This is a genomic window from Bifidobacterium sp. LH_389 (assembly GCF_056357235.1).
The window spans coordinates 146,650-166,837 of record NZ_JBKEVR010000005.1; the positions used below are offsets into that span (position 1 = coordinate 146,650).

Annotated in this window: 19 protein-coding genes and 2 tRNA genes; 6 read left to right on the plus strand and 15 right to left on the minus strand. The window is 65.4% G+C overall.

Annotated elements, in window-relative coordinates:
• Nucleotides 1-63: 63 nt before the first annotated feature.
• Nucleotides 64-1,590, minus strand: a complete 1,527-nt coding sequence (locus tag AC1AZA_RS07125) for an aldehyde dehydrogenase family protein (protein ID WP_476513968.1) — start codon at nucleotides 1,588-1,590, stop codon at nucleotides 64-66.
• Between the two features lie 126 nt (nucleotides 1,591-1,716).
• On the opposite strand from AC1AZA_RS07125, the gene AC1AZA_RS07130 reads away from it, so the two are divergent.
• Both AC1AZA_RS07130 and AC1AZA_RS07135 read left to right on the plus strand, forming a co-directional pair.
• Entirely contained in the window at nucleotides 1,717-2,178 is a 462-nt protein-coding gene (locus tag AC1AZA_RS07130) for a MarR family winged helix-turn-helix transcriptional regulator (protein WP_476513969.1), read from the plus strand.
• 252 nt (nucleotides 2,179-2,430) lie between these two features.
• On the plus strand, nucleotides 2,431-3,867 hold the full coding sequence (locus AC1AZA_RS07135; RefSeq protein ID WP_476513970.1) for a DHA2 family efflux MFS transporter permease subunit: 1,437 nt from the start codon (nucleotides 2,431-2,433) through the stop codon (nucleotides 3,865-3,867).
• A 68-nt stretch (nucleotides 3,868-3,935) separates the two neighbouring features.
• Here the strand turns inward: AC1AZA_RS07135 and AC1AZA_RS07140 are convergent.
• Nucleotides 3,936-4,009, minus strand: a tRNA-Arg gene (locus AC1AZA_RS07140).
• A gap of 148 nt (nucleotides 4,010-4,157) precedes the next feature.
• Between AC1AZA_RS07140 and AC1AZA_RS07145 the strand changes: the two genes are divergently transcribed.
• The gene (locus tag AC1AZA_RS07145) at nucleotides 4,158-4,778 is read left to right on the plus strand and encodes a CYTH domain-containing protein (protein ID WP_476513971.1); all 621 of its coding nucleotides are present in this window, start codon (nucleotides 4,158-4,160) and stop codon (nucleotides 4,776-4,778) included.
• A gap of 57 nt (nucleotides 4,779-4,835) precedes the next feature.
• Here AC1AZA_RS07145 and AC1AZA_RS07150 read toward each other — a convergent pair whose 3' ends face one another.
• The 3 genes from AC1AZA_RS07150 to AC1AZA_RS07160 all read right to left on the minus strand — a co-directional run bounded on the left by AC1AZA_RS07150 (nucleotide 4,836) and on the right by AC1AZA_RS07160 (nucleotide 8,342).
• On the minus strand, nucleotides 4,836-5,795 hold the full coding sequence (locus AC1AZA_RS07150) for a tetratricopeptide repeat protein (protein ID WP_476514022.1): 960 nt from the start codon (nucleotides 5,793-5,795) through the stop codon (nucleotides 4,836-4,838).
• A 344-nt stretch (nucleotides 5,796-6,139) separates the two neighbouring features.
• Nucleotides 6,140-7,177, minus strand: coding sequence for a DUF8094 domain-containing protein (locus AC1AZA_RS07155; protein WP_476513972.1), 1,038 nt, complete (start codon nucleotides 7,175-7,177; stop codon nucleotides 6,140-6,142).
• Between the two features lie 4 nt (nucleotides 7,178-7,181).
• On the minus strand, nucleotides 7,182-8,342 hold the full coding sequence (locus AC1AZA_RS07160) for a hypothetical protein (RefSeq protein ID WP_476513973.1): 1,161 nt from the start codon (nucleotides 8,340-8,342) through the stop codon (nucleotides 7,182-7,184).
• Between the two features lie 126 nt (nucleotides 8,343-8,468).
• On the opposite strand from AC1AZA_RS07160, the gene AC1AZA_RS07165 reads away from it, so the two are divergent.
• A complete protein-coding gene (locus tag AC1AZA_RS07165) occupies nucleotides 8,469-9,455 on the plus strand; it encodes an FKBP-type peptidyl-prolyl cis-trans isomerase (RefSeq protein WP_476513974.1) in 987 nt (328 codons plus the stop codon).
• 93 nt (nucleotides 9,456-9,548) lie between these two features.
• On the opposite strand, the gene nucS is transcribed toward AC1AZA_RS07165, so the two are convergent.
• The 10 genes from nucS to AC1AZA_RS07215 all read right to left on the minus strand — a co-directional run bounded on the left by nucS (nucleotide 9,549) and on the right by AC1AZA_RS07215 (nucleotide 18,761).
• The gene (gene nucS / locus AC1AZA_RS07170) at nucleotides 9,549-10,268 is read right to left on the minus strand and encodes an endonuclease NucS (protein ID WP_476513975.1); all 720 of its coding nucleotides are present in this window, start codon (nucleotides 10,266-10,268) and stop codon (nucleotides 9,549-9,551) included.
• Nucleotides 10,269-10,435: 167 nt separating this feature from the next.
• Entirely contained in the window at nucleotides 10,436-10,732 is a 297-nt protein-coding gene (locus AC1AZA_RS07175) for a F0F1 ATP synthase subunit epsilon (protein WP_476513976.1), read from the minus strand.
• A complete protein-coding gene (atpD, locus tag AC1AZA_RS07180; protein ID WP_476513977.1) occupies nucleotides 10,732-12,219 on the minus strand; it encodes a F0F1 ATP synthase subunit beta in 1,488 nt (495 codons plus the stop codon). The genes AC1AZA_RS07175 and atpD overlap by 1 nt, the downstream gene beginning before the upstream one ends.
• An 8-nt stretch (nucleotides 12,220-12,227) precedes the next feature.
• Nucleotides 12,228-13,136, minus strand: coding sequence for a F0F1 ATP synthase subunit gamma (locus tag AC1AZA_RS07185; protein WP_476513978.1), 909 nt, complete (start codon nucleotides 13,134-13,136; stop codon nucleotides 12,228-12,230).
• Nucleotides 13,137-13,139: 3 nt separating this feature from the next.
• Complete coding sequence (gene atpA / locus AC1AZA_RS07190; RefSeq protein WP_476513979.1) at nucleotides 13,140-14,783, minus strand: F0F1 ATP synthase subunit alpha; 1,644 nt, start codon at nucleotides 14,781-14,783, stop codon at nucleotides 13,140-13,142.
• 38 nt (nucleotides 14,784-14,821) lie between these two features.
• Nucleotides 14,822-15,640 carry a F0F1 ATP synthase subunit delta gene (locus tag AC1AZA_RS07195; protein ID WP_476513980.1) on the minus strand — a complete coding sequence of 273 codons (819 nt, stop codon included), beginning with the start codon at nucleotides 15,638-15,640 and terminating at the stop codon, nucleotides 14,822-14,824.
• 43 nt (nucleotides 15,641-15,683) lie between these two features.
• Nucleotides 15,684-16,211 carry a F0F1 ATP synthase subunit B gene (locus AC1AZA_RS07200; protein ID WP_476513981.1) on the minus strand — a complete coding sequence of 176 codons (528 nt, stop codon included), beginning with the start codon at nucleotides 16,209-16,211 and terminating at the stop codon, nucleotides 15,684-15,686.
• Between the two features lie 63 nt (nucleotides 16,212-16,274).
• Nucleotides 16,275-16,505 carry an ATP synthase F0 subunit C gene (gene atpE / locus AC1AZA_RS07205; protein ID WP_152350713.1) on the minus strand — a complete coding sequence of 77 codons (231 nt, stop codon included), beginning with the start codon at nucleotides 16,503-16,505 and terminating at the stop codon, nucleotides 16,275-16,277.
• Between the two features lie 93 nt (nucleotides 16,506-16,598).
• Nucleotides 16,599-17,408, minus strand: a complete 810-nt coding sequence (gene atpB, locus AC1AZA_RS07210) for a F0F1 ATP synthase subunit A (RefSeq protein WP_476513982.1) — start codon at nucleotides 17,406-17,408, stop codon at nucleotides 16,599-16,601.
• Between the two features lie 315 nt (nucleotides 17,409-17,723).
• On the minus strand, nucleotides 17,724-18,761 hold the full coding sequence (locus AC1AZA_RS07215) for a homoserine O-succinyltransferase (protein WP_476513983.1): 1,038 nt from the start codon (nucleotides 18,759-18,761) through the stop codon (nucleotides 17,724-17,726).
• Nucleotides 18,762-18,999: 238 nt separating this feature from the next.
• Here AC1AZA_RS07215 and AC1AZA_RS07220 point away from each other — a divergent pair.
• A tRNA-Met gene (locus tag AC1AZA_RS07220) sits at nucleotides 19,000-19,076 on the plus strand.
• Between the two features lie 317 nt (nucleotides 19,077-19,393).
• Nucleotides 19,394-20,119, plus strand: coding sequence for an NUDIX hydrolase N-terminal domain-containing protein (locus AC1AZA_RS07225; RefSeq protein ID WP_476513984.1), 726 nt, complete (start codon nucleotides 19,394-19,396; stop codon nucleotides 20,117-20,119).
• The last annotated feature ends 69 nt before the right edge of the window (nucleotides 20,120-20,188 follow it).

The following is a 20,188-nucleotide window of genomic DNA, read 5'->3' on the forward strand; positions in this document are numbered from 1 at the left end:
CCCCACTGTAGCCGTCCGTGCGGCGCGGTCCCACGATCGCGCCCGATTGACGGACGCGAAAACTCACCGTCGAGCGGCGTCCTCCACGCCCGAGAACCAGCCGGAGCGCGTCGGGGTCATTTTGAGGTTGATCTGCTTGAGCACGGTATACTCCTTCAGCCCGTCGATGCCGCCGTCCACGCTCATGCCGCTCTGGCGGTGGGGACTCAGCGACATGCCGGGCGTGCCGTCCATGTAGGTGTTCGCCCACATGATGCCCGTGTCCACGGCGTTGCAGACCCGCAGGGCGCGGCCCATGTCCGCGGTGAACACGCCGCCGGCCAGTCCGTAGCGGGTGCCGTTGGCCAGTTCGATGGCCTCGCGCTCGTCCCCGAAGGTCTGGACCGTGAGGACGGGCCCGAAGATCTCCTCCTGCACGACGCGCATGGTCTGCCTGCAATCCACGAGCACCGTCGGCTCGACGAAGCAGCCGTTTCCGAACTCGCCCTCGACGATCCGGTGTCCGCCGATGAGGACCCTGGCGCCTTCCTCCTGCCCGAGCCGGATGTAGTCCAGCACGCGTTCCATCTGCCGCTCGGAGACCATCGGACCGTATTCGGCATTCTCGTCGAGCGGCATGCCGATGCGAATTCTGGGGATGCGCTCGCACAGCATGTCCATGACCCGCCCGTAGACGCCGTTCTGCACCAGAAGCCTCGTTCCGGCGATGCACACCTGCCCCTGGCTGAGGAACACGCCGTACATGAGCCGGTCCACGGCCGCGTCCAGATCGGCGTCGTCGAAGATGATGAACGGCGACTTACCTCCCAGCTCCATCGCATAGCGCTTGATGCTGCCCGCGGACTTCGCGATGATGTCCCGCCCGGTCTCGGTGCCGCCGGTGAACGTGATCTTGGCCACGCCATCGCTCTGTGCCAGGGCCGTGCCGACCTCGCCGCCAGAGCCGAGCACCAGATTGACGCTGCCCGAGGGGAACCCGGCCTCGCCCATGGCCCCGATCATCATCGCCACGGAGACGGGCGAGAGGGACGAGGGCTTGACCACCACCGTGTTGCCCGCCGCCAGAGCCGGGGCCAGACCTGCGGCCGTGGTGCCCATCGAGTAGTTCCACGGAGCCAGAACGGCGCATACGCCCAGCGGTTCGCGGACGGTCACGGTCAGCATGTCCCCGTTTTCGGCGGAGGCGCTGCCTTGCAGTTCGTGGATCTGCGAGGCGGCCTCGCGCAGCGCGCCGCTCGCGGCGAACACGTCGTCGTAGCGCGTCTCCCGCCACACGCGGCCCGAGCTGTCGGTCTCCGCCTTTGCCAGCGCGTCCGCCCGCTCCTCGATCAGGTCGGCGGCCCTGTTCATCAGCGCCGCGCGGTCGTCCGGGGTGAGGCTGCGCCACAGGGATCCGGGCTCGAACGCCCTTTTCGCGGCGGCGACGGCCTTCGCCACGTCGCTTGCATCGCCCCGCGCCACATGCGCCACCGTGCGTCCGTTGGCGGGATTGATGACGTCCATGGTCCTGCCCGACGCGGCATCGGCCCACTCCCCGTCGATGTACATCCTGACTTCGGCGATGCCGTCCGCATGCTTCGTTTCGCTCATGGCGCGTTGCTCCCGTCGTCCTCGAATGGTCTCAAGCACAGCATAGGCCACCCGCGAACCGGTTCGACACGCCTGACTTGCAATTCAATATCATGGTATTAAACTGAGGGTTCGCAAGGAGGAACTATGAACGGCACGAACATCGGGAACGGGGCGGACATCGCCTCACCGGGCAAATCGCTCATCCTGATGCGCCACATCGCCGACGCCCACGCCCGCAATACAAACGGGCTGCTCAAGCCCTTGGGCATCACCGTGGGCATGGCCGGCGCCTTGGCGGCCATCGAGGAGTCCCCGGAGGGGCACATCACGATCAAGCAGCTGGAGCGCATGCGCCACACCTCGCAGCCGGTCACGCTGGGCATGGTCGGGCGGCTGGAGAAGCGCGGACTCGCGCTCACCTACGTCGACCCGGACGATGCCCGCGCGAAGATCGTCGCCATCACGCCGGATGGCCGACGCGCGCTCGCCGACGCCCGATCCGCCATGATCCGCGGCACGGAGGATCTGCTCTCCTGTCTGGACGGGGCGGAGCGAGCCGAGCTCGACCGTCTGCTGCGCAAGGTGGCGGACCGCGCGGGGGTGTAGCCCAATCCGCGGCCCGTCGCCCGCCCGGCCGGACAACCTAGACAGCCAGCGCAACCGGACGGACGGCCGGTCAAACCACGCGGCCAGTCAAACAACGCGGCCGGCCACACAGCACAGTCAGACAAATCACTCACTCAACAAGCCCCAGGGCGTGACGCACGCGACGGAACACACCTCGGAAGCATCGCGGCCCAAGGGTGTCCCAAATTTTTTTACCATAATCGATACCATGATATTGAAAGAGGAATGCAGATGAACGCAAAGAACAACGGAAAGGACCTCAGCGCCGTCAGCCGCATCACGGCCGTGGTGCTGATCCTCGCCGCGGGCTTCACCACCATGGTCTCCCAGCAGATGGTCTCCCCCGCACTCTCGCAAATGATGGAACGCATGAACGTCGACATGGTCAGCGCCCAGTGGCTCGTCTCGGGCTACGCGCTCGTCAGCGCGATCATGGTGCCCATGTCCGCCTTCCTGGTCCAGCACCTGTCCACCCGACGACTCTACTTCGGCGCGATGGGCCTGTTCGCGCTCGGCAGCGCGGTGTGCGCCCTGGCCCCGAGCTTCTGGCTCATCGTCCTCGGCCGCATGGTCCAGGCGATCGGCGCCGGCGTAGTCATGCCGTTCTCCGTCACCATGATGATGCTGCTGTTCACCAAGGAGCAGCGCGGCACCGCAATGGGACTGTCGTCCATCGTGATCGGCCTCGCTCCGGCCATCGGACCGACCCTCGGCGGCATGCTCATCGACGCCTTCGGCTGGCGCTCCCCCTTCGTGTTCGTCGGCGCGCTGGCACTCGTTCTGGCGCTCGTCTCCACCTTCGCCCTGTACGACCATGACATCACCGGCAAGGCGGGCTTCGACGCACTGTCCGTCGTCCTGTCCTCCGTCGGCCTCATCGCCCTGCTCTACGGCCTGTCCTCGCTGGGCAACGGCAACCCGTCCATAGCGGTCGCACTCATGGTTGCTGGCATCGCCTTCATCGCCGCGTTCTGCGTCCGCCAACTGCGCATGAAGACCTCGTTCCTCGACGTCAGGGTGCTGGCCAAGCGCGAGTTCCGCTGGGCTGCCGCCTCCACGTCCGCCCTGCAGGGCTGCAACTTCGCGCTGCTCGTCACCCTGCCCACGTTCCTGCAGATGACGATGGGCTGCAGCGCCACCACCGCTGGCCTCGTCGTGCTGCCCGGCGCGCTCGTGGGCGCCGTGGCGGGCTTCGTTTCCGGCCGCCTTTTCGACCGCGTCGGCGTCAGGCCGCTGGTCGTGGCCGCGGCCGTCTTCTTCGCGGGTTCCGCCGCCGGTCTGGTGGCACTCAGCTCCTCCATGCCGCTGATCGTGATCTCCGGCATCTACGCGCTCACGAGCCTCGCGTTCCAGCTGACCATCACCCCGGTCAAGACCTGGGGCGTGAACGCCCTGCCCATGGCCTCTATCCAGCACGCGAACGCCGTGCAGAACACGCTGCTGGGCGTCGGCGGCTCGGTGGGCGTGGCCGCGGTGTCCATCATCGGCGCCGCCTTCGCCTCAGCCCCCGGCATGGCCTCCTCCGCCGAAGGCCACGCGTCCTTCGTCACGATCGCGGTGCTGCTGGCGATCTGCGCCGTCATCCTGCTGGTAACGGTACGCGATCGCGCCGAGAACGACGACGAAGTGCTGGAGACCCGCACGCTGGCCGTCGCCGAGCAGGCCTGACCCGTTCCGCAACCCCTGCAGCAACGAAGAAAGCCCGCCTTCCCCAATCGGAAGGCGGGCTTGTTTCGTGGGCTCGAAGAGATTCGAACTCTCGACCTTTCGCTCCGGAGGCGAACGCTCTATCCAGCTGAGCTACGAACCCAGTGCGCGTACACGCAACTTCGCCATCTTACGGCACTGCGCCCCCGGAGGCAAGCCCGACGGTTGGGCGTACGGCACATCACCGTGAAAACGGCCGGAATCGCGCGGAAACACGCGCAAAACACGCAGCACGTCCGTAGAATGGTGCCATGCAAGACGATTTCGAATACGAGCGCCGCTTCTTCTGCCGCGAACTGCCGGCCGAGCTGGACGACGGGGATGCGCCGAAGCTCATCGTGCAGAGCTATTACGTGCATGCGGACAACTACGCCCTGCGTGTGCGATTGCAGACGAACCGGTTCCGTGAACCCATGATTCCCGAGACCGACCCGATCGACGTACTGCGCCGGCACCGCGACGCCTTCGACCGGGCGTTCGTCACCGTCAAGGGACCGTCGGTGGGCGGCACGCGCTACGAGGCGGAACGGGCCATTGACGCAGGGATTGCCGCGGAACTCGTGATGCGCGGGGGCGAACCGGTCATCAAGAACCGGTATGCGGCGTGGATCGGCGAGGACGGGTGGAACATCGACGTGTTCGGCGGCCGCAACGCCCCGCTCGTGGTGGCCGAGGCGGAGCGCAGCGGTCCGGTCACGAACCTCATCATCCCCCGCTTCTGCGTGAGCGAGATCACCGACGATCCACGCTTCTCCAACGACGGGCTGGCCGCGAAACCGTACTCCGACTGGGCCGGCGACTACGAGCGTGAACTCGCGGAGCGCGGCCCGAGGCTGCTCACGTTCTTCGGCAAGAACCGGCGGGAGGACTAGCCGACTGCCCCCAAGTGCCGACTGCCCCGCGCCGCAATCGATACATCAGTCAGTGCATCAGTACATGAGCGTGGCCAGACGGCGGCGGGCGCGCCTGAGCCGCTCGTCGGATGCGTCCGGAATGGCGAAGTATTCGAGCAGACGCTGGCGCACCGGCTCGAGATCCGCCCGGTGGCCCGCGGCCAGGAAGTCGAGCAGACGATCGAAGGCGTCCTGGATCTGACCGCCGATCATGTCCACGTCCGCCACGGCGAGCTGGGCCTCCACGTCATCCGGGCGGTCCGCGGCGGCCGCACGCACCTCGCGCACGTTCGCGGAGCCGGAACGGGCCAGCAGCAGAGCCTTGGCACGCTCGCGGGCGGCGAGCTTGTCGTTCGGATCGGATTCCAGCACCTGCGCGTAGGCGGCCGCAGCACCGGCGTAGTCGCCCTGCGCGGCCAGTGCGCGAGCCTGCTGATGCTCGGGCGGCACCTGATCGGCCTGCGCGGCGGCATCGGAGGCGTCCGCATCGACTGCGGGACCGTCCTGACGGGGTGCGGTGCCGGTCACGCCGGACTGCTGGGCCATCTGGATGATCTGCGGGATGAGCGTATCCGTGACCTGCTTCAATTCCTCGTCGCCGGGCAGGCCCTGTAAAATGGGCATGGGCCGGCCGTTGATGAGCGCGAAGAGAGCCGGGGCTCCCTGCACGCGCAGTGCCTGGGCGATGGACGGGGCGGCGGAGATGTCGATACGGGACAGCTGGATCTGGCCGTTGAGCTTGTTCACCGCGTCGCCGAGCGTGCGGGCCATGGGGAACAGGCGGTCATCGGTGGGGATCCATAGCATGAGCAGGATCGGGAACGTGGCCGACGTGGCGACCATCGACTGGAACGACGCCTCGGTGGTGTCGATCACGTAGCCACCGGCCGCAGGAGCGCCGCCGGCCTGCCCCGGTTCGGACTTCACCTGATGCTTGAGCGCCTCCAGATCGACGGCACCCGCCAACGAAACTCCCGGCTTGAACGGCTCGGCCATATCCACGCACCTTCCTTGATCGCAATGTCACGCAGCGCGGCGCACGCAAACGTGTGCATGCATCGCTGAAACGCGGTTTCCTTCAGGCCATTGTAGTGACGATCGCGGCGGCCGTATCGCATGATCGGTCCAACCTGTGCCTCGCAAATCGCAGATTGGACCGATCATGCGATTTTGGGCCTCCAAACGGGCCGTTTTTTCGCGCAATCGGTCCAACCTGCGTCCGGAGGCGTGCAGGTTGGACCGATTGGACAATGCGACGGGTGCTCAGACCGCCCTCCGAGGCGAAGGCGTACGAAGGTACGCCGACCGAAGAGCAACGCAGAAGGCGCTCCGTCGTTCGTTTACAGCGCTTCGACCTTGACGGGCTGGCGTTCAGCCCCCACCGCCTGAATCTGCGCACCGGAGGATGCCGGAGGAACGTAGAGGGCCACCAGATTGACATAGGTGACCTTGAGGGTGCTGGTGGGGGTGGCACCGCCGAAGAGGGCGGTTTCGTCGGCGGAGGCGGGAAGGGATTCGCGGCCCTCACCGGCCTGACGGGTCCATTCGGAGTTGATCTGGGCTACGACGAGATCACCGCCGTCGCTGGAACGCATGATGGAGATGGCGTCAGGCTCGGCGGCGAAGGTCTGGGACTGGGTGCCACGGTTGGCTTCCATGCCCTGCTGGACAGTAGCGGTGGTGGCGGCGATGGTCTTGCGGAAGTCGTCGTCGGCGAATGCGGAGGCGTATTGGCTGTTGGTGCCGTTGGCGAGCACGTCGGCGTAGTGGGCGACGGCGTCGGCGGGGGTGGCGACGAGCCCGGAGTCATCGGGGTGGCCCATGGAGGCGCCGATCTTGGGAACGGCGAATTTAGGCAGCTGCGCGCCGGCGAGGAGTCGGACGACGCCCCAGAGCTTGTAGTTGCGGTGGGCGGAGGCCTGGGTCATGACGAGCAGTCGCTGGGTCTGGCGGTCCTCGGTGGTGGTGGTGATGGTGAACACGGAACGCGGCCAGCCGGTGTCGGTGGGGATGACGGTCTGTTCGATGTCCGAGGGGATGGTGGCGTACTTGGTAAGCGAGCCGGTGCCCTGCGCGGCGGTGAGCTGGCTGGTACGCACGGCGAGGGCCGGTCCTTCGACGCTCTGCGCGAGCTGAGAGGGGTCCTTAGCATCGTCGGCCTTCTTGAGCGCGTCAAGAATGGAGGCACGGATCTTGGCTTCCTGATCGACATTGAGGTCGGGGGTCTTGGCACTGACGGTGGAGGTGGCCTGCATCTGCGGGACGGGACCGTCGCATCCGGCCATGGCGGTCAGAGAGGCGAGCGCGCAGATTGCTGCGGCGACGCGCAGAGCGACGCGGCCGACAGAACGGCAGGAACGATTGCTGCGAATGGTCATGGCTTCACTCCTTCTTCTTGGAGTCGGCTTCCTCGGCGGCGACGCGCGCGAAGTATGCGGCGAAATCCTCGGGGGTGATGACGGTGGTGGCTTCCTCGTCGTTCGAGGACTGCGGGGAAGCGGATGTCTGAGCGGATTCGGAGGTTTCGGCGGATACGGCCGGCTCGGATTGCGCGGACGCAGCTGGCGTGGTCTGCGCGGCCTGTTCGGCCACGAGGTTTCTGGCGCCCACATCCACCACGATCGGCCCATTTGCAGCCTTCGCCTCGCCGCCGGCATCAGACAGCATGGTGTCTCGCGGCTGCGGGGTGGTCCCGGCGGCGCGGCGGGCATGGCGGTGGTGCTTCCGGTTTCCCCCGCCGATGTGCAGCATGGAGGCGATCGCGGCGAAGAACGCGCCGACCGCGCCGAACACGAGATGCGGGATTGTGACCTCGATCTCCTCCTTCACGCGTTCGCCCGGGGTTTCCACGTCGGCCCCCTTCTTGCGGCGCTTGGAGGGATGCATGGCGAACAGCGAGGCGGACAGCACGGCGGCGAGCACGCACAGGCCGCCGATGAAGTACAGCGGGGTGGCGTAGTCGGGCAGCGTGGAGCGGGTCCAGTGCATGGTGACCGTAACCTTGGCGCCGTCGTCGTTGTCCGCGGCGGCATCCGCGTTCGTGTCGATGAGCAGCGGCAGGGCGTTGTTCTCCGCGGTGCGCTTCACGGTGACGGAACCGGTGCCGCAGTCCACGGCGGTCCACATCTGCGATTGTTCGAGCGTCACGTCGCCGTCCTGTGCCTGCGCGGTGCCGGTCGCCTTGGCGGATTCGGTGGCGATGGCGCTCCAGGAGTCGAGCCCGGTCAGGCGCGTGTAGGGGTGCCCGGCGATCCACCCGGCGATGTCCCGGGACAGGCCGGAGACGACGCACAGCTTGGTGCCGGCATCGGAGGAGACGTCTACGGTCACCTCGTCGTCCACGAGCGGCAGCAGGCCGGGGTCGGTGACCGTATAGCGCGTGGCGCTCGCGGCGGTGGCGGTCACCTGCGCGTTGGGTTTCCACTCGGTCGCGTTGAGCAGGCCGAGGGCGATGAAGGTAACGGCCAGCAGGCCGAAGATGGGTGTGACGACGCCGCGCATAATGGTGGCGCGACGCGGGTTCCTGCGTTCCTTGTCTGTCATAACACCGACCATTCTACCGTCCCTTCCTTTTATCGTTCGCCGCGGGCCCTTGCTCGCGGCCCGATCCGTACCCGTCCGCATGCCCCTTCCAGCGTAAAATCAGCCAGTGCCGCTACTGTGGGGCCTATGATTCATGACTTTACCAAGCGTTCCTTGATGAAGGGCGTGGCTGTGTGCTGCGGTGCCGCCATGCTCGTTGCTCTGGCCGGCTGCGGCGGCGATGCGCAAGGCACGGCGTCCTCCACGTCGGCTTCTGCCTCGTCCTCGGCTTCATCCTCGTCCGGCGTGGCCGCGCTCACGGAGATGACCGGCATCACCGCCAGCAACGAGATCGGCCAGAAGCCGGTCATCGCCCTGCCCACCGTGCCGTACACCGTGCCGGACGGCGGCTACCAGATCCTGCAGGAGGGCAACGGAGCGCCGATCGAGGAAGGCTCCCGCCTGTGCATGCAGAGCACCGCCGTGAGCGCCAAGACCGGCGCGGAGATCTACTCCAGCTGGACCGATGCGCCCGACTGCTCGACCCTGTTCACCGCCAGCGGACTGCGTGACGGTCTGTACGACGTACTCAAGAGCCACAAGGTCGGTACGCTGATCGCGCTGGGTGTCAACGATGCCTCCGCGACGGACGACGCGCAGAAGTCGTACGTCATGGCCACCACCATCATGTCCGCGGACAAGGATTACACGCGCGCCGAGGGCGACGCCGTGACGGACGTGCCGGCGAACCTGCCGAAGGTCACGCTGGACGCCAACGGCAAGCCGTCGATCGACATGAACGGCTACCAGCCGGACGGCACGCTCGTGGCCCAGCCGCTCATCAAGGGCAAGGGCGCCGCCGTGAAGGACACCAACACCGTGAAGGTCAACTACACGGGCTGGTTGACGGACGGCACGCAGTTCGACTCCTCGTGGGACCGCGGCCAGGCGGCCGAGTTCTCGCTCGATCAGGTGGTGACCGGCTGGAAGGAGGGCCTGACCGGCCAGACCGTCGGCTCGCAGGTGCTGGTGATCGTGCCGCCGGACAAGGGCTACGGCTCGGCCGGCTCGGGCACCACCATTCCGGGCAACGCCACGCTGGTGTTCGTGGTGGACATCCTCGCCGCGTACTGATCGGCTGCGATTCGCCTCGAACATCGAGAACCATCGAGAAAGGGCTCCCTTCGGGGAGCCCTTCGCATATCCGGAAACCCGCTGCGCGCGGCCTTAGAACAGGCGCAGCTCGTCCGATTCGGCGCCGCGCATCTCGTCGTAGTCGAGGATGAGGCAGGTGAATCCACGGTCCTGCGCGAGCACGCGCGCCTGCGGGGTGATGGTCTGCGCGGCGAAGATGCCGTGCACGGGGGCGAGCAGCGGGTCGCGGTTGAGCAGCTCGCAGTAGCGGGTCAGCTGTTCCACGCCGTCGATGCCGCCGTGGCGCTTGATCTCGATGGCCACGTGCTCGCCGTTCGCGTCCGTGGCCATGATGTCCACCGGGCCGATGGCGGTGGGGTATTCGCGGCGCACGAGTCTGGCCCCCTCGCCGATGCGTTCGATCTGTTCGGCCAGATAGCGCTGCAGGTGGTCCTCCACGCCGTCCTTGACAAGTCCCGGGTCCTCGCCGAGGTCGTATGTCTCGTCCGAGTAGATGCGGTAGAGCTTGACGTCGAGGATGTCGCTTGACTTGCTGGCCGCCACGCGCAGCACCTTGACCGGAGCGGGATCCGCGCTCTCGCCCGTGGCTGCATTGCCGGCCTCCGTGTCCGGCTCGAGCTCCCTGAGCGTGCAGGGCGCGGCCATCCAGTTGAGCGGCTTGTACGACCCGAGTTCGGAGAAGATGAGCACGCTGGAGTCCGCCTTGACGAGCAGCACGCGCCGGGCGGGCGGCAGGGAGGCGGTCAGGCGGCCGGAGTATTCGGCCGAGCAGTCGGCAACGATGATTCGCACGAGGCTTCACCCTAGCGCACGGTCCGGCAATGTGCCAACTTCGCGCACGCACGCCACGCACACCGCGCACACGCAACAGGGGCGGGCGCGGAATCTCTTCCACGCCCGCCCCTGTGCGAAGCGGATTGCAGACCGACTCGGGGAGCCGCTCTGACCGGCAGAAACCGTCAGGCGGTCACCTCGTCGGCGCTCACCTCGTCGGAGCAGTGCTCCACCGCCACGGTGAGCTTGTTCGAGTCGAAGGCCACGAAGCCGTCCTCCACGTCGAAGCCGTGGCGGGCGCCCTCGGCGTCCGTTACGACCACGCGACCGGAGTTGACGACGACGAGCACGGGCTCATGGTTCGGCAGGATGCCCATGCCGCCTTCGGAGGCGGGGATGGTCACGCTCGCCGCCAGACCCGACCACACCGGACGGTCGGAGGCGACGATCGTCACCGTCATCGTGGTTTTCTCGGCAGCCATCAGGCACCGAGCTCCTTCTGCATGTCGTGCCACTTCTTCTCGAGGTCGTCGATGCCGCCGATGCCGGAGAACGCCTGCTCCGGAACGTCGTCGTACACGCCGTCGCAGATGCGAGTGAAGGCTTCGATGGTCTCGTCGGCCGGCACGTAGGAGCCCGGGCGGCCGGTGAACTTTTCCGCCACGTAGAAGTTCTGGCCGAGGAACTGCTCGATGCGGCGGGCGCGGGCGACGGTGGTCTTGTCCTCCTCGCTCAGCTCGTCGATACCGATCAGGGCGATGATGTCCTGAAGTTCCTTGTTGCGCTGCAGAATGGCCTTGACGCGGTTCGCGCACTCGTAGTGAGCCTGACCCACGTAACGCGGATCAAGGATTCGCGAGGTGGAGCTCAGCGGGTCCACGGCCGGGTAGATGCCCTTCGAGGCGATGTCGCGGGACAGCTCGGTGGTCGCGTCGAGGTGGGCGAAGGTCGTGGCCGGGGCCGGGTCGGTGTAATCGTCGGCCGGCACGTAGATGGCCTGCAGCGAGGTGATGGAGTGGCCGCGCGTGGAGGTGATGCGCTCCTGCAGGGCGCCCATCTCGTCGGCCAGATTCGGCTGGTAGCCCACGGCGGAAGGCATGTGGCCCAGCAGCGTGGACACCTCGGAACCGGCCTGCGTGAAACGGAAGATGTTGTCGATGAACAGCAACACGTCCTGATTCTGCACGTCGCGGAAGTACTCGGCCATGGTCAGTGCGGTCAGCGGAACGCGCAGACGGGTGCCCGGCTGCTCATCCATCTGGCCGAAGACCAGTGCGGTCTTCTCGAGCACGCCGGCCTCATCCATCTCGCCGATCAGATCGTTGCCCTCACGGGTACGCTCGCCGACGCCTGCGAACACGGAAACGCCGCCGTGGTTCTGCGCCACGCGCTGGATCATTTCCTGGATCAGCACGGTCTTGCCGACGCCTGCGCCGCCGAACAGACCGATCTTGCCGCCCTGCACGTACGGGGTGAGCAGATCGATGACCTTGATGCCGGTCTCGAACATCTGGGTCTTGGACTCCAGCTGGTCGAAGGACGGGGCGGAACGGTGGATGGACCAACGCTCCTTGACCTCGATGTGCTCGTCCGCCTTCTTGTTGAGGATGTGGCCGGTGACGTCGAACACGTGGCCCTTGGTCACGTCGCCGACGGGAACCTTGATCGGTTCGCCGGTGTCCTCCACGGTGGCGCCGCGCACCAGACCGTCGGTCGCCTTGAGGGCGACGGTACGGACGATGGAGTCCTCCAGATGCTGCTCGACCTCGAGGGTGATCTCGCGATCCTGCTTCTCGCCCTCCTCGTTGCTGCCTCCGGCGATCTTCACCTTCAGGGCGTTGTAGATCTCGGGCAGGTGGCCAACCGGGAATTCGACGTCGACGACCGAGCCCTGGACACGCGTGACGCGGCCCTTCGCCGGCCCTTCGACCGAGGCGTCGGGCGCATTGGTCTGAACTTGATCAACCATGTGCGTTCCTACTCTTCCTTCTTGTTCAGCGCGTCGGCGCTGCCGATGATTTCGGTAAGTTCCTGGGTGATCGCAGCCTGACGCGAGGTGTTGAGCTTGCGTGTCAGGTCACCGATCAGATTGCGCGCGTTGTCCGTTGCGGTATGCATGGCGTTCTGCCTACAGGCCGTCTCCGACGCGGCGGACGTCAGCAGACACTCATGGATGCGCGACTGGATGTACTTGGGCAGCACCGCGTCGAGCACTTCCTCGGTGCTGGGTTCGAAGCTGTACAGCGGGGCCGTCTTGGCCAGCTCGATCTCCTCGGCCGCGCTCTCGGCCTGCACCAGCTCCACCGGAAGCATGCGCAGTACGCGCACCTTCTGCACCACCATGTTGACGAATTCGGTGAACACGATGTAGAGCTCGCCGACGCCACCCTGGGCGGCCGGCTTCATGTAGGCTTCCATCAGCGCCTTGGAGATATCCTCCGCGACCCTTGCGCCGGGCTTGTCGCTGTCGCCTTCCCACGTGTCCGCGATCTCCCGGTTGCGGTACTTGTAGTACGTCACGCCACGGCGACCGTACACGTACAGCAGCGGGTGCTTGCCTTCCTTGTCGAGGCGGGCAAGCAACCCTTCGGTTTCGCGGATCACGGAGGAGGTGTAGGCGCCGGCCATGCCACGATCCGCCGTCAGGGCGAGTACGGCAACACGGTTGTTGCCCTGCTCGCCCTTGAAGATCGGATGCGTGATGTGCGTGTGCGCCATCAGCGCCTGCACGGCGTTGGAAATCGCATCGGAGTACGGCTTCGCATCCAGGGCGACCTTGCGAGCCTTGGCGATGTGCGAGGACGCGATCATCTCCTGGGCGTTGAAGATCTTCGCCAGCGATTCGGTGGAGGCGATCCTGCTCTTGAATGCGAGTTGCGAGGCCATGGCTTACTGAGCTCCCTTGGACTTCTTGGCGGTGGCGAGCTTCTCCTGCTCGACTTCGGCGTGGGCTTCGGCCTGCGGCTTCTTGTCGACCAGCGGCTTGCCGGACACGGACACGTACGTGGTGCGGTACTCCTCGACCGCCTTGTCCAGCGCCTTCTCGGTGTCGGCCGTGAAGTCGCCGGTCTCGCGGATCGTGTCGAGGATGTCGGTGTTGTGCGCCAGGTAGTCCAGCATGCCGTGTTCGAACGGCAGCACGTCCGCGATCTCGAGATCGTCGAACTTGCCGTGGGTGCCGGCCCACACGGAGGCCACTTCCTGCTCCATCGAGTACGGGGAGAACTGCGGCTGCTTGAGCAGCTCGGTCAGGCGCGCGCCACGTGCCAGCTGGGCCTTGGACGCCGCATCCAGATCGGACGCGAACATGGCGAAGGCTTCCAGCGAGCGGTACTGGGCCAGCGAGATCTTCAGCGTGCCGGAGACCTTCTTGAGCGCCTTGGTCTGCGCCGCACCGCCCACGCGGGACACGGAGATGCCCACGTCCACGGCCGGGCGCTGGTTGGCGTTGAACAGGTCGGACTGCAGGAAGATCTGACCGTCGGTGATGGAGATCACGTTGGTCGGGATGTACGCGGAGACGTCGTTCGCCTTGGTCTCGATGATCGGCAGGCCGGTCATGGAACCGCCGCCCAGATCATCGGACACCTTCGCGCAGCGTTCGAGCAGACGCGAATGCAGGTAGAAGACGTCGCCCGGGTACGCCTCACGCCCTGGCGGGCGGCGCAGCAGCAGCGAGATCGAACGGTAGGCTTCGGCCTGCTTCGACAGATCGTCGAAGACGATGAGCACGTGCTTGCCGTGGTACATCCAGTGCTGGCCGATGGCCGAGCCGGTGTACGGGGCGATGTACTTGAAGCCTGCGGAATCGGAGGCCGGGGAGGCCACGATCGTGGTGTACGCCATGGCGCCGGCGTCCTCGAGGCTCTGGCGCACCGAGGCGATGGTCGAGCCCTTCTGGCCGATGGCCACGTAGATGCAGCGCACCTGCTTCTTCGGGTCTCCGGACTCCCAGTTGGCCTTCTGGTTGATGATGGTGTCGATCGCGATGGCGGTCTTGCCGGTCTGGCGGTCACCGATGATGAGCTGGCGCTGGCCGCGGCCGATCGGCGTCATGGCGTCGATGGCCTTCAGGCCGGTGGACAGCGGCTCGTCGACCGGATGGCGATGCATCACGTCGGGGGCCTGGGCCTCCAGAATGCGCCTGCCTTCGGTCTTGATCTCGCCGAGGCCGTCGATGGGCTCGCCCAGCGGGTTCACGGTTCGACCCAGGTAGCCATCGCCGACGGGCACGGACAGCACCTCGCCGGTACGACGCACTTCCTGGCCTTCCTCGATGCCAGCGAAATTGCCGAGGATAACCACGCCAATTTCACGGGCGTCAAGGTTGAACGCCAGGCCTAGCGTGCCGTCCTCGAAGGTGAGCAGCTCGTTGGCCATGCAACCAGGCAGTCCCGTCACGTGCGCAATGCCGTCACCGGCCGTGGCCACATAGCCCACTTCCTGAGTGGGAGTGCCCGACGGCTTGTACGAATCGACGAAATCGTCGAGCGCCTTGCGTATCGTGGCGGGATCAATGGTTAATTCTGCCATGATCACTCCTTATTGTTGATAAAATCCTTCTCGTCGCGTCAGCTGACCGTGCGCTTGAGGCGCTGCAGCTGGGCGACCACTGTGTGGTCGGTGACTTCCGAACCGTACTGGACGCGCATGCCGCCCATCACCGCCGGGTCCACCACCGAGTTGATGTGCACCGGACGTCCCAGCTTGCCGCTGTACGTGGCGGACAGACGCTTGATCTGCTCGCCGGTCAGCGGGACGGCCGTGGTCACGGTCACCATCGTCTCGCCCATGTGGCGCGAAAGCTTGTTGATGAGCCACTGGATGATGGTCAGGTAGCGGCGGTTGCGCAGGGCGCGCGTCGCATGGATGGCCAGAATCACGGTGACCGGGTCAAGCTTCTGGCCGGCCAGAACGGCCTTGAGGAAGGCCACGCGGTCGGCTTCGGGGGTGTACGGATCGGACAGCTTGGAGCGCACCTGCGGCAGGGCGAGGAACGCGGAGTGCAGCTGCGCGAGCTCGATGGAGACGCGCAGGGTCACGCCGCGGGCGTCCGCGAGGTACATCACGGAATCCACGCCGAAATCCTCCACCGCATTGCCCAGATGGCTCATGCGGCTCCAACGGCGGCCCACCACATCATGCAGGATCTCGACGGTCAGCGGGTGCGCCTGCCCTTGCAGCAGGTCATCCACCAGCCTGGCCTTGTCCTCGACGGGACGTGAAGGATCGCTCAGCGCGCGCTGCAGACGCTTGTTGCCGTCAAGCAGCCCGGTGAAGCTGAACAGCTCCTGATAGATGCGCTCGTTCTCCAGACCTGCGGCCTTGAGCTTGGGCGCAAAGCTGTCGCGGGACTGACGGTCCGCGATCAGCGAAGCCTCTCCTTGCATGTCACCTCCTTGACTTGGATTCTTGACGTGATTGACGGGCCGGTCACGCGGCCTTGTCCTTGTCGATGTCGTCGATCAGGGAATCGATCATCGACGACTGCACATCGCCGTCCTGCAGCTTGGCGCCGAGGATCTTGCCGGCCAGGGCGGTGGCGATGACGCCGACTTCGCCCTTGAGGCTGACCAGTGCCTGCTGCTGCTGGGACGCGATGGAGCGCTGGGCGTTCGCGGTGACCTGAGCGGCCTCCGTCTCGGCGCGGGAGCGGGCGTCGGCAATGATGTGCGAGGCTTCGGCGCGGGCGTCGTCGCGGATCTTGGCCGCTTCCACGCGAGCGTTGCTCAGCTGGGACTCGTACTTTTCCTTGGCCGCGTTGGCTTCCTTCTGGGCCTGCTCGGCCTTGGCGATGCCGCCTTCGATCTTGGCCGCGCGCTCGTCGAAGATGCTCTGGAACTTGGGCAGGAAGAACTTGTAGAAGAAAATGGCGACGATAACGAGGATGACCGCGCTCCAGAAGATGTCGAAGCTCTTCGGAAGGAACAGGTCAATGCCTTCTGCTGCCAATGTCTCCATATCCGCCTCCTTTCAGGTGATTCGTCTTAGGCTTTGGGTTGTATGCCGTTATGCCGGGACGGATCAGCGGAAGATGAAGCCGCCGATGAAGCCCAGAAGGGCCAGGAACTCGACCAGACCGAAGCCCAGCCACATCAGCGTCTGGATACGGCCGCCGAGCTCGGGCTGGCGGGCGGTGGATTCGATGGCCTTGCCGAAGATGATGCCCACGCCGATGCCGGGGCCAATGGCGGCCAGACCGTAACCGACGGCGCTCAGGCTGCCGCTGACCTCTGCGAGAGTAATGAGATCCATGGTTGTTTCCTTTCTTATTGGCTTCCGGGCGGGAAGAGACCAAACTGAAAAATCTTGAAAATCTTTGGAAATCGGGAAAGATTTACGGGGAGGCTACTCCTCCTCGGGGTAGCTCAGGTTGATGTACACGCAGCTCAGGGTGGCGAAGATGAACGCCTGAAGCGCGGCGACGAACGCCTCGAACAGGGTCATGATGAAGCCGAACGCGAAGGTGACCACACCGAACGCCGAGAGCATGTTGTGCGCCTCGATGAGGAAGAACTGCGTGGCGGAGAAGCACAGCGCCACGATGAGGTGGCCGGCCATCATGTTCGCGAAGAGTCGGATGGCCAGGGACGCCGGGCGGATGAGCACGATGTCGATGAGCTGCATGGGCGCGAGGATGACGTACACCGGGATCGGCACGCCGGCGGGCAGCAGCTCGTCCTTGAGGAACTTGCCGAGGCCCTTGCCGCGGCATGCGGCGATCCAGTACTGCACGAACGTCCACAGGGCGAAGCACACCGGCATCATGATCGTGGCGGTGGCCGCGATGTTCATGCCGGGGATGATACCGCAGATGTTAAACACGAGGATCGTCATGAAGATCGTGGTGATCATCGGCACGTAGCGACGGCCGCGTTCGGAGCCCATGACCTCGTAGACGATGTTGTTGCGTACGAACTCGAGCAGCCATTCCACGGCGCCCTGCCAGCGACCGGGGATGAGCTTGGCGCGCTTGGCGGTGATGCCGAGCACGAGGAGCATGACCACCGTGGCGATCAGGCGCACCATGATGATGCGGTTGATGGCAAACGGGGTGCCCGTGAACACGAAGGTGTCGGGCAGGAAGTCGTCAATACTCGGAACTTCAAAGTCCGCCAGCGTACTCGCCGCGGTCGCGAGACTCAGCGCACCTGTCATCTCGTACCTCCTTCTAACTCAAACATCACTCAATATAGCCCCAGTCGGGCCGGCGCGTGTGACGGAATCGTTACTTTACATCCGACTGTTGGGTTCCGTCGGCGCGCCCACTTTCGTGAGCGTTCACACTCCCGGCCTCGCAAGCCTGCGGTATGGTTTACCGCCGCACGCGGACCGGGTCATGTGCACACGCCGATTTCGGTCGCCGCCATGTCCAGCATACGGACACCCATGGCTAAACGAACATCGGCGATGTGCGGTGTCGGGGTATGGATCACACGGCCCGGGCCTGCCGGACGGGCGGCATCGGGCGGCTCAGCCGCGCGGGACCAGACCGTACCCGTCGGCAAGCAGCGGACGGTAGTCGTCCTTGCGCGGGCCGCCGGGCTCATGGCGGATCGACCGGTCCGTGCCGAGGCGTTTCTCTGCCCTGAGCTGCGGCACCTCCGTAAGGTCGTACGGCGTGGTCTGGTAGACCCAGTTGAGCCAGTTGCGCCACAGCAGATTGGCATGCGCGCGCCAGGAGAACAGCGGCTCGAGGGTGGGGTCGTCGTGCGGGAAGTAGTTCTCGGGGAACGGCACGTTGGTCATGCCCTTCTTCATGTCGCGCTCGTACTCCTCCGCGAGCGTGTACTTGCCGTACTCCCAGTGCCCCAGGGCGAACACCTCGGAGAAGTCGCGCGTGGCGATGAGTCCCGGTCCGGACTGCGGCCCCCACGTGAGGATCTGCAGGTCCGGATTGGCGCGCACGTCATCCTCGTTCACGCCGGCAAGGCGCGAATGGGGCTGGAGGTCTATCTCGTCGAAGCCGTTCGTCAGGAAGCAGTACTCGTCCTGCAGGTACTGGGGGAACACGCCGAAGATCTTCTGCGGCAGGTCGATCTTGCGCACGCCGTAGCGGTAGTGGAGCGCGCCCATCGCGCCCCAGCACAGGTACATGGTGGAGAACACATGGGTGGACGCCCAGTCAAGGATCTCCTTGAACTCGTCCCAGTAGTCCACCTCCTCGAAGGGCATATGCTCCACGGGCGCGCCGGTCACCACGAAGCCGTCGTAGAAGTTGCCGCGCAGGGCATCGAGATTCTCGTAGAACTTCACCAGATGGTCGGCGCTTACGTGCGTGGCCTCGTGCGTGGAGGTCTTCATGAAGTCGATCTCCACCTGCAGCGGCGACTTGGAGATGAGGCGCAGCAGCTGGGTCTCCGTCTCGATCTTCTTGGGCATGAGGTTCAGGATCACCAGTCTGAGCGGGCGGACGCGCTGACGCTCCGCCTCGGGCTTCTCGAGCGCGAAGATACGCTCCGAGTCGAGGATTGCTCTGGCCGGCAGGCCGCTGGGGATCTTGATAGGCATGTCTCCATTATGGCAACGCACACGATCGGGCAACACCCCAATGGCAGGCAAACGGCCGCAATCGTCATAGACATGGCTTATGGCCGATTATCGCGGCTTTCGCCCTCCGTCCACGCAAACCCTCCATACGCCCGACAGAGCCCCACATGTTCGCCATTAGCAAAATACACTTCGTCTGCTTGACTTTTCCCGACCATCCCGTATCTTAGGTTGAGCTGTCTGAAACAAGACAAGCCGACGCGGGGTGGAGCAGCTCGGTAGCTCGCTGGGCTCATAACCCAGAGGTCCATGGTTCAAATCCATGCCCCGCTACCACTCGAAGGCCGGGAATCGTAAGGTTCCCGGCCTTTTCGTTTTCAGACCCGCACGCGTCCGTGCCGTCTCACGCATCCGCGCCCCATCCAAGCACCGTCCGGGCACCGTCCTCTATTGCGTGATCGGTCCAACCTGCACGCCCACAATCGCAGGTTGGACCGACCATGCGAAAAAACGGCCCTCCAGAGGCCGAATTTTCACGCAAACGGTCCAAGCTGCGAATCACAGGGCACAGATTGGACCGATCATGCGAACGCGATATGCTACAGGCGGCGATCGCGGCGGGCGGCATGCCCATGCATTGAAAGGGGATGGCCATGGCGCAGTTCAATGAGGACAACGGAACCACGGCGGGCAAGGCGTCGAACGAGGCGGCAACCGGCACGGCGGCCGAAAACGGGCGCGTCTCCGACAATGCGCCGAGCGGAGCCAACCGCGCGCTGCTGGACTGGGCGGTGGAGCTGCAGAGTCTGGCGCAGGCGGGGCTGGCCTACTGCAAGGATCCGTACGACAGGGAGCGGTACCAGAGCATTCGCGATATCGCCGCATCCATGCTCGCACTGCAGAGCGATCTGCCCGTGGAGAAGATCAAAGGGCTGTTCTGCAACGAAATCGGCTACCAGACGCCCAAGCTCGACACCCGCGCGGCCATCTTCGAGGGCGATCGGATCCTTCTGGTGCGCGAGAACGACGGCCTGTGGTCGCTGCCCGGCGGATGGGTGGACGTGAACCAGTCCGTGCGGGCGAACACCGTCAAGGAGGCCAAGGAGGAATCCGGGCTCGATGTGACGGCGGACCGCGTCATCGCCATACAGGACCGGGCCAAGCACAATCTGCCGCCGTTCGCGTTCGGCATCTGCAAGATATTCGTGCTGTGCACGCGCGTCGGCGGACGGTTCGAGCCGAACACGGAGACCACGGAATCCCGGTATTTCGGGGAAGATGAGCTTCCCGCGCTCTCCGAGTCGAAGAACACCGCCGAGCAGATCGCCATGTGCTTCGCCGCCAAGCGCGATCCGAACTGGGTGACGCTCTTCGAATAGAGCGACCGAACGCCGGCAGAATCCGAATGTGAATCCGCGCGAAGCCGGGACGCGATCGCAGCCGGGGAG